This is a genomic window from Oscillospiraceae bacterium NTUH-002-81, assembly GCA_032620915.1.
GTDB lineage: Bacteria > Bacillota > Clostridia > Lachnospirales > Lachnospiraceae > JAGTTR01.
The window spans coordinates 3,236,298-3,250,134 of record CP136052.1; the positions used below are offsets into that span (position 1 = coordinate 3,236,298).

Sequence of the window (13,837 nt, forward strand, 5' to 3'; positions counted from 1 at the left end):
CCCACAGCCTCCTATAAAACGCAAGAGGACGCCTCCGCGCCCTCTCACTTGACTTTATCTGCCCTGCATCCGGCACCGAACGGTTACTCTGTCCGGTCCCCGCTTAAGAATTCCACATATTTACCCGTTCCGATGGCCACTGCCGTCATCGGATCCTCTGCCGTCATCGTATTGATGCCGGTCTTGTCCTCAATGAGCTCCTCCAGACCACGAAGCAGAGAGCCGCCGCCTGTGAGCACGATGCCCCGGTCTGCAATGTCCGCAGCCAGTTCCGGCGGCGTCTTCTCCAGCACGCCGTGCACAGCCTCCACGATCTGCAGCGTCGTCTCCTTCAACGCCTCCTCTGTCTCCTCGGAGGTTACAGTGACGGTCTTCGGCAGACCTGTCACCAGGTTACGGCCTCTCACATCCAGGGTATCCACCTCCGGACGGGGGAAACAGGAACCGATCTTGATCTTGATATCCTCCGCCGTCCGCTCACCGATGAGCAGATTGTGCTTCTTTCTCATGAAACGGACGATGGCCTCATCGAAGTCATCTCCGGCGATCTTGATGGAAGTGCTGACCACCGTGCCACCCAGGGAAATGACAGCGATATCTGTCGTTCCGCCGCCGATATCCACCACCATGTTGCCGCAGGGTCTGGAAATATCGATACCTGCACCGATGGCAGCCGCAATGGGCTCCTCAATGATCATGACCTCTCTGGCGCCTGCCTGATAGGTGGCATCCTCCACGGCCTTCTTCTCTACCTCGGTCACGCCGCTGGGGACGCACACACTGATCCGGGGCTTCCGGAACGTCTTCTTGCCGATGGCCTTCTGGATAAAGTGCTTCAGCATCTTCTCGGTTACGGTATAATCGGAAATAACACCCTGCCGTAGGGGACGCACAGCCACAATGTTGCCCGGCGTTCTTCCCAGCATGAGCCGGGCCTCCTCGCCGATAGCCTTGATCTTATTCGAATCCCGGTCAAAGGCCACGACCGAGGGCTCCTTCAACACAACCCCCTTGCCTCTGACATAAACCAAAATGCTGGCAGTTCCCAAATCTATTCCAATATCTGTCGAAATCATCATCTTTGCATTCCTCTTCCTCTCTTACTGGGCGTCCTGATATCCGCCCGGTGCGGACATATACGCAAAAATATTATATACAAAATACTGGTAAAAAAAAAGTCCTTTTTCCCTGATTTCGGTAAATTTCATTTATTCTTAAGGTTTTGGTTTTGCCGCAGGCAGTCTTTACATCAGGTTTTCCGGGTTCAGGCACTCCAGCTCCGGCAGAACGAACCGTCCGTCCTTGCGGATGAGCACATCATCAAAATAAATCTCGCCGCCGCCGTACTCCGGACGCTGGATCCACACCAGATCCCAGTGCACGGAAGAGTGGTTGCCGTTGGGCGCCTCATCATAGCAGTTGCCCGGGGTAAAGTGGATGGAGCCCTGGATCTTCTCATCAAACAGAATATCCTTCATGGGGTGCAGCACATAGGGGTTCACGCCGATGGCAAACTCGCCCACATAGCGGGCGCCTGCGTCCACATCCAGCACCTGGTTGATCCGGTCGGTGTCGTTGGCGGTCGCCTTCACGATCTTGCCGTTTTCAAAGGTCAGGCACACGTTTTCAAAGGTAAAGCCCTGATACAAGGACGGTGCATTATAGGAAATCGTGCCGTTGACGGAATCCTTCACCGGCGCCGTGTACACCTCGCCGTCCGGGATATTCAGGTTGCCTGCGCAGGGGATGGCCGGGATACCCTTGATGGAGAAGGTCAGGTCTGTGCCCGGGCCCACCAGACGAACCTTGTCGGTGCGCTCCATGAGAGCTGCCAGCGGTTTCATGGCCTCTGCCATCTTGCTGTAATCCAGGGTGCACACATTGAAATAGAAGTCCTCAAATGCCTCGGTGCTGGTGTTGCACAGCTGTGCCATAGCCGTGTTGGGATAGCGCAGCACCACCCAGCGGGTCTTGGGCACCCGAATATCGTGGTGCACCGGGGTGGAATATAATTTCTCATACAGATTCATTTTTTCTGCCGGCACATCGGAAAGCTCGGATACGTTGTCTGTTCCGCGGACAGCAATATAGCAGTCCATCTGAGACATTTCCTCGCAGTCCAGCTTTGCCATGAGCCGCAGCTGCTCCTCGGTACAGTGCATGATCACTTCCCGCTGTACCCGGGGCTCGGTGTTGTGCACAAAAGGAATGCCCTTTGCCAGATATACTTCTTTGATGATGGCACGGGCCAGGGGCTCGGTGTCGTTGCCAATGTAGTGCACATACACCTTATCCCCTTCCTTTACGCCACAGGAGTAGTTCACCAGGTTGTGTGCCAGTGTTTTGATTCTCTCGTCCATGTTTTTTCCCTCTCTTTTTGTCTTTTTATTCTGTCCGCTCAGCTTTTCAGCTTCTTTACGGCACGTAGCTGATAAATACGTTGCCTGCCGCCGCAAACATGGCCTCGCTGTCCGCAGGGCCGGTCTTTCCGATGCTGCCGCTGACCGCATCGTACAAGATCAGGTTGCCGAATTCATCGTAACCCACAATGAGTGCCGCCGTATCCGCGCTCTTCATGGCAAATACCGGCACGCCCCGGCTGACGAAATAAAGCGCCGCGTCCAGAGAACAGCCGCTCAGATCCACCACCTGTCCCGGCAGATACTCCCGCAGCATATCCAGGGCGGTCTTGCCCTCCGTTGTCATCTGCTCCTGTACATTTTCATAAATGCCCGCATAATTAAGCATCTGCTCCACGCACACGGAAACGCTGGATTCCCCGGCAGCCGCCGCCCGGGCGGTAATGCCGCTGATCTGGATCTTGGTTACGCGGCCGCCTTTTTCCCAGATATAGCTCTGGCCGCCGTTGACCACCACGCCCTGCAGCGCGTCTGCCCGGGCAATGGCATCTCCGGCCCTCTGGGTAATCATGTCCAGACGGCCCCTTCCATATACATAGAAATTATGATCGGTCTGCCCGTCCCGGTTGATGGAAAGTGCCCGGGATACCTCAAAGAGTACCTGCTTCGGCTCCCGGATCTGGGGCTGCACTTCCTTCAACTCCGAAGAAAAGACGATCCGATATTGTTTTTTTCGCGTATCGGTCACAAACGTTTCCTGCACCGTCTGACTCTCGGACGCTTTTTCATTGCTGATGATCTGATCGTCCGAAATGGCCACGTACGTGCCGTCGGAAAGGGTGGCCCGCTCCAGGGTGATCATGGCGCCTTCCAGCCGGGCGCCCAGGATGTAAATGCCGCTCTGGCTGTATTCTCTCACATCGTTTCCCTGTTCATCCACGATCTTCACCGCTTTCATCGGGAAGATCAGGTTGCCCGTGGCATCATTGGTCAGACTGTCCGCATCCGCGATCCCGTACACCAGGTCATGCTCCATGAAGCCCACCGGCCGCACATATTCCCCGGCTCCGGCAGACACCACAAAGGAAGTGCCGGTCTCCAGATTCAGCAGATGCAGGTTCATGGAATGGTCATAGTCTTTCTCCTCCAGCCAGGCAAATACCTGTCCGTCCTCCGACAGCACATAGCAGTCCTCAGGCAGATTTTCCACCACCGTCTCCCAGGTGCGGTCGTTCAGGTTGATGTTGTACACCGCGCCGTCCAGCATACAGTACATCTGCTGATTGCGATTGATGTACGCCAGCCGCCCCATCTGCTGTCCCATCAGGGCAAAACTCTTATCATAAGGAATAAAAGCCTTTTCCTCCACCGTATTCATGGTGGCATCATAGCGACAGGCCAGAATGCCCACCGCGCCCTCATGGTCGCCCCTGTTCATATAACCGTACACGATGAAATCCATGCTGCCGCTCTCATCCACATCCGCGATCTTGATCTCGTAATCACACCGGCGGCTGCGGACATCCGTAATGTTGTCCGTGTCGCCGTAGATCCGCGTCACCTGGCCGTTGGTGTTGTTGAAGCTCCACAGCGTTCCCTCCTGTACAAAGGCCGCCACCTTGCTGTCTTCGGATGTCTGGAACTCTGCCGCCTCATCCAAAATGCCCAGTGTGATGGAGCTCTTGCCATATTCCGTACCGGACTGCATGAAGATCTGGTTCATCGTCCGCTCATAATCCAGCAGGTACATCCGACCATCGCCGGAACGCACCCGGAAATATTCCGTCACATTATAGTAATCCGGGCTGTCCTCTCCCTCCTGGGTCGTCATCAGATAGGTGAGACGGAAGGAAGCCGAATTGCTGCGCACCTCCATGACAGACAGCTGCGGGCTGGTCACCCGCTGGGCATTCAGTCCATTATACACCACCATCCGATAACTGGAATGGATGTCCACATGGGCAAAGCTGCTGTTGTCCCCGGAAGCATTGGGTTCCAGATAGGAGGACAGCTCCGCCGCCCGGTCCGGATCGAAGGTCTTTTCCGAAAAATCCAGACAAAATGCCAGCTCATTGGAAATATCACGACTCTGCCGGTCCACGATCCTCGTATAATAGGAAATGTCCTGATCATTGTCCGCATGGAGCACGATCTGCAAAATATATTCCTCGTTTTGATCCAGCAGCTTCTTCAGCGGAAGCTCTGCCTCCAGATAACCGTCCTTCTCCGTCAGGTAAGTGACCTCTGTGTTTTCCACCAGGCGGGTGGCATCGGCGCTTCGCACCTCATAGCTGATCTTGTTGATCGTTCTGCCGTAGGTGTCCACATCCACCGTCAGCCGGTAATCGGACGGCAACAGGGTCAGCGTATCCCGCATATAATTGGCCTGCATCTGTCCGGTATAGCCGTACATCTCATTGATGAGCTGATCGCCGTCCCGCACGTACACCACCGGAAGCGTAGGCTCTGCCATCGCACTGGTACGGTCTGTATTTTCAATATTCATAAAATGGCTGAACAGGAAGATTCCCAGGAAAAACACAGCCACAAGAACACCGATGCGTATCAGAATCTTTCTCATCAGGCCTTCTTCTCCTCTCCCAGCAGCCGGTCAAGGATCAGCGGTGTGTGCAGGAAATCCCGCAGCGCTTCATAGGCCGCCGGATCAGCGGCTGCCTGTCCCCGCACCGCCCGGATCAGAATATTTTTCGGCGTATGCTCCATGTCAATAAATTCCAGCAGCTGTACCTGATAACCCTGCTGCTCCAGCAGGTTGGCCCGCATAGCATCGGTAAAAAGGGCCGCCATCCGTTCCTTGATGATGCCGTATTTCAGTGCCGGAGCCAGCACACCCTCCGCTTTCAGCGTCTGATTGCACTCATGCTGACAGCAGGGCACCGACAAAATGACGGAAGCACTCCAGCTGATGGCCTTGTACAGGGCGTAGTCCGTGGCCGTGTCGCAGGCGTGCAGGCTCACCACCATATCCACGCTGTTCATCCCCTCATAAGAGGCAATGTCGCCCACCAGGAAGGTCAGTCCCTCATAGCCGTATTTTTTTCGCCAGCTTGCTGCAGGAGGCAATGACATCCTCCTTCAGATCCAGGCCGATCATGCGCACATCAAAGCCCTTCTGCTCATGCAGAAAATAATACATGGCAAAGGTCAGATAGGACTTGCCGCATCCAAAATCCACCACGGTGATCTGCCGGTCTGTGGGCAGATGCGGCACCACGTCCGCCACAAATTCCAGAAAACGGTTGATCTGCCGGAACTTGTCCTGCTTTCCCTTCACCAGCTTTCCCTCCGAGGTCATGAGCCCCAGATCCACCAGAAACGGCAGCGGCTGATCCGTGGGCAGCAGATACGTCTTCTTCCGGTCATGGGACAGATCCCGGGGTGCCGCTTTCGTCTCCTGCTTCTTCCGCCGGATTGTCACGTTGCCCTTCTTGCCCGCCAGCACCGTGATCAGTTCCCCCGGCATCTGGATCTGCAGCTGGGAAAATTCCCCGTCCAACAGACGGCCCAGCTCTCGGACCATCTCTTTCTTCTTATAATTATTGTGAAAAATCTTCTTCTCCTCCTGGGCGCTGGCCTGGAACACCAGGTCATCCCGGATGATCACCGGCCGGATCTTCACCTTCAGGATCCCGCCTTTTTTTCTCGGCCCGCTGACCGTCGCCTGGATCAGGTCAAAGGTTAAAACCTCGTCCAGTAATTTATATAATTTCTCCATAAAGATCTCCTTTTTCATTCGCTGTCGCGGCACTCGCCAAGGTCTCGCGCAAGCGCAGACTTTGCCTCGTTGCTCGCGCAAAAAATATAGCCATAACCGGGCAGTTATGACTATATTCTAAAACCTTCTCAGGCAAACTACAACTTAAATTTCAATAAACAAAATGACCGCGGACACGCCTACGTCTGCACCTTCTCCGGTAGATTTCCTGCAAAAGCAGCAATTCTGCCATTTCAGTCAGCGCCTGCGCCCGGGTGTTCGTTCCATCGTTTTCGTCTTTCTGTGCTTCCTCTGCCAGCTGCCTGCCAATCCGCTCGGCCTCCCGGTGGATCCAGATTCTGTCAGGGTACTGGGCATACATCGCACTGCCGTCGTACTCCCAGCGGTCACACGTATCCTCCACCTGCGGCCAGAGCCTTCTGGCTGCGGGCGGGTACAGCTCCGCCATTCTCTGCATATCCCGTTCGTTCTCGCTCTCTGCGGACAGATTTTCCGAAAAAGGAAACGTCATATAAAAGGGCAGTTTTCTGCCGTCGCTTCCGCCTGCGGCACCATGTTCCACCGCAATTCCCCCTTGCCCTGTCAACTTACCTTATCTTATGCAAGATCAGAGTGAAGGGTGAAAACATTTTCACACAGATTTCTTATTACAGTTTATTTTTGCTCATAATCAGGCGCTCCCTTCGAATATCCATGCATCCGGATTTTCATGCGAGCATGAAATCTGCCTGCCCGATATTCGAGTGAACTGTAATATTACTTCGCAGAAAGATACTCCACGATGGCCTCCATGGCCTTCTCCTCATCGGTGCCGTTGGTGCTGACCTCGATGCTGTCGCCCATGTCCAGCCCCAGTGTCATCATGCCCATGATGCTCTTGGCATTGACCTTCTTGTTGTCTCTCATGATGTAGATCTCGCTGTCATACTGACTGGCCACCTGTACCAGCATCGCCACCGGTCTTGCTTCCAGCCCTGATGCGATCTCAATCGTTACTACCTGCTTTTTCATAATTACCCTGTTCCTCCTTATTTTCCCTTATCTCTTCCGCCATCTGTGACAATTTCCGGAGTCTGTGGTTCACCCCTGACTTTCCAACAGGAGGTGTGAGCATGTTCCCCAACACATGCAATGGGGCGTCCGGATTCTGCAGCCGTACCTCCGCGATATCCCGCAGAGCGTCCGGCAGTGTATGAAGCCCAAGCACCTCATCGATCAGACGGATATCGTCAATCTGACGCACCGCCGCCGACACGGTCTTGGTAATGTTCGCTGTCTCGCAATTTACCCTCCGGTTGATGGAATTGCGCATTTCCTTCACAATTCTGACATTCTCCAGCTGCATGAGGGCCACATGGGCCTCCATCACATTCAGAATGTCCACAATCCCGGAGCCTTCTTTCAGATAAACGACATAATGCCGCTTTCTCTCTACCACACGGGCTTCCAGCCCGAAGCATCCGATCATCTCCTGCAGCTGCACCGCCTTGGGCTGTGTGGCGCACACGATCTCGAAATGATAGGACTTGTTGGGATCGCTCATGGATCCCGCTGCCAGATATGCGCCCCGGATGAATGCCCGCTTGCAGCAGCTGCTCTGGATCACCCGGTTGTTGACAAGAGAAAGGTTCTCCCGGATTTCTCCTGTCTCATCTACCAGCTTTGCCGCCTGTAAAACCGTCATGGATTGTACAGGATCTTTGATTACTATACTATAAATTCTGCTTTTTTTCAAAAGAATATTCTGCCGGATAGACACTTCCGGCAAAATGCCGTCGAACGTCCGCCGGATCAGTTCAAAATACTTCCTCGCCACTGCGATATTTTCCGTGTGCACCAGCACCCGGTAATGATCGTCCTGATCGATCAGGATCCGCCCGCACATGCTGATGATCGCCGTGATCTCCGCGATCCGGCAATGCCTTGCCTGGGGCAGCTGTCTGGAAAGTTCATCCTTTACTTCACTGGAAAAAGACATGCCTTCCTCCCGTCATGCTTACAACGCCTTGCGCACCGCATCCTTCTCAATATCCCGGTGCTCGATCTTCACTCCATAGGCATCCTGCGCCGCCAGTCTCTCGTAGAGGCGGTTTGCCAGCGTCACCGACCGGTGCTTGCCGCCGGTACATCCAATACTGATGATGAGCTGATTCTTCCCCTCCTGAATATAATTCGGGATAAGAAAGGCCAGCATATCCTCCAGCTTGTCGAGGAACTTTGTTGCCACGGAAAAGCCCATGACATAATCCTGTACCTCTTTGTCGTTGCCGCTCTTTGCCTTCAATTCATCTATATAGTAGGGATTCGGTAAAAACCGGACGTCAAATACCAGATCCGAATCCGCCGGAATGCCGTATTTAAACCCGAAGGACAGTACTGTGATCACCAGGTTCTTGAACTCCTGGTTGCGAACAAATATCTTCTCCAGCTCGCTCTTCAGCTCCCGGGGCAGCAGGCGGCTCGTGTCAATGATGTACTCCGCATGCTGTTTTAAGTACACCAGACGCTCCCGCTCCAGAGCAATGCCCTTATCCACCCGCCCGTCCTTCGCCAGCGGATGTACCCGTCTCGTCTCTTTGTATCGCTTCACCAGCACATCGTCCGCCGCATCCAGGAAAAGGATCTCGTACTGTCTGCCATCCATGGTCAGACGCTCCAGAACCTGTTCGATCTCCCCCAGAGCCTGTCCGCTTCGGATGTCGATGCCCAGCGCCACCTTATTTACTTCTCCGCCGGAGGTAAAGGTCAGCTCTGCGAACTTCTCAATGAGCGATATCGGAAGATTGTCTACACAGAAATATCCCATATCCTCCAACATCTTCAGGGCTGTTGTCTTGCCCGCTCCGGACATGCCGGTCACAATCACAAAACGCATTCTTTTCCTCCTGCCTGTTCCACCTGTTTCTTCCGTTCGGCTGAGCTTTTATTCGAAGGTTCCAATTCTTCTCACTTCTAATTCCAGCTGGACACCGAACTTCTCTTCCACGATTGTCTGCACCTGGCTCACCAGCGCCATCACGTCCGCCGCTGTGGCGTTTCCCCTGTTGATGACAAATCCGCAGTGCTTCTCGGACACTTGCGCATCTCCCACGGAGAATCCCCGCAGTCCCGCATCCATGATGAGTTTTCCTGCGAAATACCCCTCCGGCCGCTTAAAGGTGCTGCCCGCGCTGGGATATTCCAGGGGCTGCTTGGCAACCCGCTGTTCCTTCAGCTCCTCCATCCGTTCCCGGATCTTCACCGGATCTCCCTGCTGCAGGGTAAGCTTCACTTCCAGCACCACCAGTGCTTCTTTCTGGATCCGGCTGGTGCGATAGCCCAGCTCCAGCTCCGCCGCCGCATACTGCCGCACGTAGCCATCCCGGTCGATGGCTTTCACCCAGACGAGCACGTCCTTCATCTCGCCGCCATAGGCCCCGGCATTCATCGCCGCCGCGCCGCCTATGGTTCCCGGAATGCCGGATGCAAACTCCAGACCGGTCAGCCCTTCTCTCGCTGCAGCTGCTGCAGTCTGTCCCAGAAGCGCCCCCGCCTGCACATACAGGTCTGTTCCTTCTATCCTGATACTGGCATAATTTCTGTAAATCTGCAGCACCACGCCGCACACGCCGCGGTCCCCCACCAGGAGATTGCTGCCGTTGCCGATGACCGTGCAGGGAATGTTCTCTTCCCGGCAGATCTGTAACACCCTTTCGACCCCGTCCGCACTGTCCGGCGCTGCGAATACTTCCGCATTGCCGCCGATGCGAAACGTCGTATGGTTCTTCATCGGCTCTTCTCTGTATATGTGATCTGTTCCCGCTGCCGCCTCCAGCAACTGATAAATTTTCTCTTCTATCACTGATCTCGCGTCTCCTGTTTTCTATAGTATATTCCGCAGCAGGGCAGACTTATTCCCAGACAAACATTTAAAACTAGCTTTTATGATACCGCAATCCCGGCCCGAATTCAACCGAAAAAAATGCCAAAAACTTATCGATATTTATTGCTGTCTTTCATGCGCTTTTTCGTCGCTTTTTTCCAGTTTTCCTTCTTCTTTTCTTCCTTCTTTTTCTCCCGGTTCTTCATCCATCGGGACTCCACCTTCAATTTCCGCAGCGCCCTCATGATCAGCGGCTGATCCAGCATATAGCAGAGCCGGCCACAGATATGCGGAATGATGATATACAGGAACGGCCGGTACACCAGATACTCCAGATCCAGCCACTGGGGCCAGCGATAGACATACTCCATAACACCATCCCCGTTTTTCTTCATAAAAGCTTTCCGCACGAGAAGGAAATATATGAGAACACCAAATCCAATGGAAACAAAGGCTCCCTTCATCACATGCGGATCAAAATAATGCACCGCATGATCCATGGTCAGATGGGTCATGATCGTCTGGCCGTAATCGGCGATCTTATCCAGCGTCTCATAGGGCCGCATGCCCAGCACCGGCGGCACCAGCGCAGCCAGGAACAATGCCACGGTGGCCAGTTTTCCCATATAATGACCATTCCTGCTGTCATGCTTTTCCTGATCGGTGGGATGTTTCTCTAGGAACAGGCACACATACAGCTTCGTCATATAGGCAAATGTCATGCCCCCCGCCAGCAGGAACAGCACCTCTACGATCTCATACGCCAGCGGACTGCCGCCCAGATGCATGCATTCCACAATGGCCTCATGCAGCAGCGTCTTGCTGATATAGCCGTTCCAGAGCGGAACACCGGAGATGCCCAGTGCCCCCATCAGGTAGGCAAAATGCAGCAGCGGTTTGCCATGTCCGTAGCCCCGGATATCATTGAGATCCAGTGTGTGCATCTTCATATAAATAATCGCCGCACACAGGTAAAGCACCAGCTTCAGGAACGAGTGGTTCACCATGTGCAGGATCGCGCCCCGCACGGCCAGCAGATTCTCCGCACCCAGACTGCAGGAAGCGCCGATCCCGATCAGGATAAAGCCCATCTGGGACAGGGAGGAAAACGCCAGAATCCGCTTCATGTGTATATCAAACAGCGCCCGGGTAGCCCCCAGCAGCATGGTAAAGGTTCCCAGCACAAGGACAAATTTTCCCCATATCTGATTATCCATGAAAATATTGGAGCAGATGAGGATCACGCCATACAGGCCGGTCTTGGTGATGATACTGGACAGCAGGGTGCTGATAGGTGCCGGTGCCCCCGAATGGGCTCTCGGCATCCAGAAATGGAACGGGAAGATACCCGCCTTGGCGGAAAATCCCAGGAACAGCAGGAAGCCCGCCACATAAGCCGGCCCTCTGTCTTCCATATTTAATACGCATTCCCGCACAACATCGATCTCCAGTGTGCCGAACAGGTGATACAGCTGGATCAGTCCCATCAGCACGAAGCATCCGCCGGTCATCTCCGATGCCAGATACGTGGTGGCCGCCTGGACCGCCGTGTCCTTCTCATCATGGGCAATGCCCACGAAGGTCGTGATGGTGATGATCTGATAAAACAGAAATGTGGTAAACAGATCCGCCGACATGAACAGCCCCAGCGTCGCCCCCAGGGTGGGCAGCACAAACGCATAGTATCGGTTTCTGTTGTGATAATGTTCAAAATATTCCCGGGAAATGAGCGTTGTCATCGCCCAGATAAAAGCCGCGATCATACAGTATACTTCCCGGAAGCCATCCAGCCGCAGATGGAAGTTCAGGCCGCACATACCGGAAAACCGGAATTCCGGCGTCACGCCCGCAAAGACGATGCGGAACATCCCCATCAGCAGAATAAACTCCGTGATCACAACCACGTCCGCGAAGTAGTCACGGGCGATCTTATTCTTATGGCCGATCTGATATCCGATCAGCGCACCGATCATCGGCCAGAGGATCAGTGCGCACAGACGATAATCTCCTGTCATTTTTCATCCCCCTCTTTTACAGTGCCATACCCCGCAGTGCCTGCTCGATCAGTTGCAGAAGCGGTACCGGATAGAAACCGATCACATAGACAGCCGCTGTCAGCAGATATGCCGGAAGCCTTGTAAACAGCGACGGCCTGCACACATTTTCATGTACATAATCATAGCGCTCACCCGGGAAAAAACCCCGGAGGATGATATTGAACTGATACCCCGCAGCAAACAGCTCACCAAAAATAAAGATCACAATGCCGATCTCCGGCAGACAGGGGATACTTGTCTCCAGCGCCCCTAAAGACACATTCCAGTCTCCCACAAAGCCCAGTGTCGGCGGGATCCCCATGATCACGAACGATACGAGGGAAAAGCAGAACATCATGTGGGGAACCTGTCTTCCGATCCCCCGCAGCTCACTGGCCCGTTTGTACCCCGTCTGATAGACGATCGCCCCAACTGTGAAAAACAGGACGAGAGATGCCAGCGTATGAGCCGTCAGCAGTATCAACGAACCTGTGACAGCGCGCTTTTCCATGAGAGAAACCCCGTATAATACACAGCCCACCTGGCCTACCGTACTGTATGCCATCCGTTCTGCCAGCGCATCTGTTTTATATGCCAGCACCGCGCCGATGAAAATACTCAGGACTGCCAGCACCATCCACACATACTGTACCCATGTATCCCGCAGAATATCCGCGCCGATCATGCTGGCCACAATGCGGATCACTGCGATGACGCCCGTCTTCGTCACCACCCCGGAAATCGCACCGGAAGCGGCAACCGGCGCCGCTTCCGTAACGATCTTCGTCCAGCCGTGAAACGGAAACAGGCAGGATTTGATACTGTAGCTGACGATGAGCAGGAATGCCATGAAGAGGAACATGCCCTCATGCCCGGCCACCGCCGCCGCATCCAGACTTCCGCCTGCCACGAACTCTTTGGATGTCAGGAACCGGCTCACATAACCGCCGCCGATCTCCAGGCCGATGAGACCGATGAGGAAAAATGCCGCATAATAGAGCGCCGCCTGCACAGATTTCTCATCCTGCCGATGCACGATCAGCGGAATGATCGCCACTGAAATCAATATGTAAAACAGCTTCATCGTACCGTAGCTTCCCGCATAGGAAAATCCGTTGATCAGACCATCCACCATCAGATAGAAGGCAAAGAACTGCACCTGGTTCTCCTCCTTGGACATATACTCAAAGGAAAAGAAACCGTTGGCGATCCAGCCCACCGATGTCAGTGTGGCGAAGATCCTTGCCAGTCCGTCCTGACGCAGGAGGAACAGGAATCCTCCCAGATGTGCCCGGTACTCCAGATCCATTCCCCGGACAGAAAAAAAAAGCCGCGCATAACAGACTGAATAAAAGAACGATGCCCACATACCAGTCACGCACCTTCCGCTCTTTCATCTTCGTAATGTTCAGCATGGCAATTCCGGCCGCTATCGGCACAAACACCGGCAGCAGCAGCATACTTCCAGACATATTACCCCTCACTTCCGTCTCTCGTCTTGTTGTCGTGTTTACTTTCTTAACTGGCAAAAGAAAAGCGGAGAGTCCCGAAAAGACGATGCTTCTTCGGAGATTCTCCGCCCTTCGATCCGGCCGTGCCGCCGTGTTCCTTCTTACGCGCACGCGCCGACTGCTCCTATGTGTGTATTATATAAAATTACAGAGCAAAAAACAATAAAATCTGAACGATTTTTTAACAAGTTCACTCAAACTTTTTGACTGACAGATGCCGTGCTTGCACGAGCATATGGCTGTCGGAAAGTTTGAAGGGAGCGCCACAGAATGAGCTGCAACGCAGCGGAAAGCATCGAAGATGCGGTTTTGCGAATGTTCCCTGTGGCGCG

The 13,837-nt window shown here is 54.0% G+C and carries 12 protein-coding genes; all 12 read right to left on the reverse strand.

Annotated elements, in window-relative coordinates; translation table 11 throughout:
* Nucleotides 1–83: 83 nt before the first annotated feature.
* The gene (locus RJD28_16115) at nt 84–1,076 is read right to left on the reverse strand and encodes a rod shape-determining protein (protein ID WNV59656.1); all 993 of its coding nucleotides are present in this window, start codon (nt 1,074–1,076) and stop codon (nt 84–86) included.
* A 168-nt stretch (nt 1,077–1,244) separates the two neighbouring features.
* A complete protein-coding gene (locus RJD28_16120; protein WNV57696.1) occupies nt 1,245–2,360 on the reverse strand; it encodes an aminopeptidase in 1,116 nt (371 codons plus the stop codon).
* Nucleotides 2,361–2,415: 55 nt separating this feature from the next.
* Nucleotides 2,416–4,941: a hypothetical protein gene (locus tag RJD28_16125; GenBank protein ID WNV57697.1), complete on the reverse strand. Its 2,526-nt coding sequence runs from the start codon at nt 4,939–4,941 to the stop codon at nt 2,416–2,418.
* The gene (locus RJD28_16130; protein ID WNV57698.1) at nt 4,941–5,444 is read right to left on the reverse strand and encodes a methyltransferase; all 504 of its coding nucleotides are present in this window, start codon (nt 5,442–5,444) and stop codon (nt 4,941–4,943) included. Before RJD28_16130 ends, RJD28_16125 begins: the two co-directional genes overlap by 1 nt.
* Nucleotides 5,404–6,096: a methyltransferase gene (locus tag RJD28_16135; GenBank protein WNV57699.1), complete on the reverse strand. Its 693-nt coding sequence runs from the start codon at nt 6,094–6,096 to the stop codon at nt 5,404–5,406. Before RJD28_16135 ends, RJD28_16130 begins: the two co-directional genes overlap by 41 nt.
* A 151-nt stretch (nt 6,097–6,247) precedes the next feature.
* A complete protein-coding gene (locus tag RJD28_16140) occupies nt 6,248–6,658 on the reverse strand; it encodes a hypothetical protein (protein ID WNV57700.1) in 411 nt (136 codons plus the stop codon).
* A gap of 194 nt (nt 6,659–6,852) precedes the next feature.
* Complete coding sequence (locus RJD28_16145; GenBank protein WNV57701.1) at nt 6,853–7,107, reverse strand: HPr family phosphocarrier protein; 255 nt, start codon at nt 7,105–7,107, stop codon at nt 6,853–6,855.
* Nucleotides 7,082–8,074, reverse strand: a complete 993-nt coding sequence (whiA, locus tag RJD28_16150) for a DNA-binding protein WhiA (GenBank protein ID WNV57702.1) — start codon at nt 8,072–8,074, stop codon at nt 7,082–7,084. Before whiA ends, RJD28_16145 begins: the two co-directional genes overlap by 26 nt.
* Nucleotides 8,075–8,092: 18 nt before the next feature.
* Nucleotides 8,093–8,971: an RNase adapter RapZ gene (gene rapZ, locus RJD28_16155; protein WNV57703.1), complete on the reverse strand. Its 879-nt coding sequence runs from the start codon at nt 8,969–8,971 to the stop codon at nt 8,093–8,095.
* Nucleotides 8,972–9,019: 48 nt separating this feature from the next.
* On the reverse strand, nt 9,020–9,865 hold the full coding sequence (murB, locus tag RJD28_16160) for a UDP-N-acetylmuramate dehydrogenase (GenBank protein ID WNV59657.1): 846 nt from the start codon (nt 9,863–9,865) through the stop codon (nt 9,020–9,022).
* A 203-nt stretch (nt 9,866–10,068) separates the two neighbouring features.
* The gene (locus RJD28_16165; protein ID WNV57704.1) at nt 10,069–11,973 is read right to left on the reverse strand and encodes a proton-conducting transporter membrane subunit; all 1,905 of its coding nucleotides are present in this window, start codon (nt 11,971–11,973) and stop codon (nt 10,069–10,071) included.
* Between the two features lie 16 nt (nt 11,974–11,989).
* Nucleotides 11,990–13,363, reverse strand: coding sequence for a proton-conducting transporter membrane subunit (locus RJD28_16170; protein WNV57705.1), 1,374 nt, complete (start codon nt 13,361–13,363; stop codon nt 11,990–11,992).
* Between the last annotated feature and the right edge of the window lie 474 nt (nt 13,364–13,837).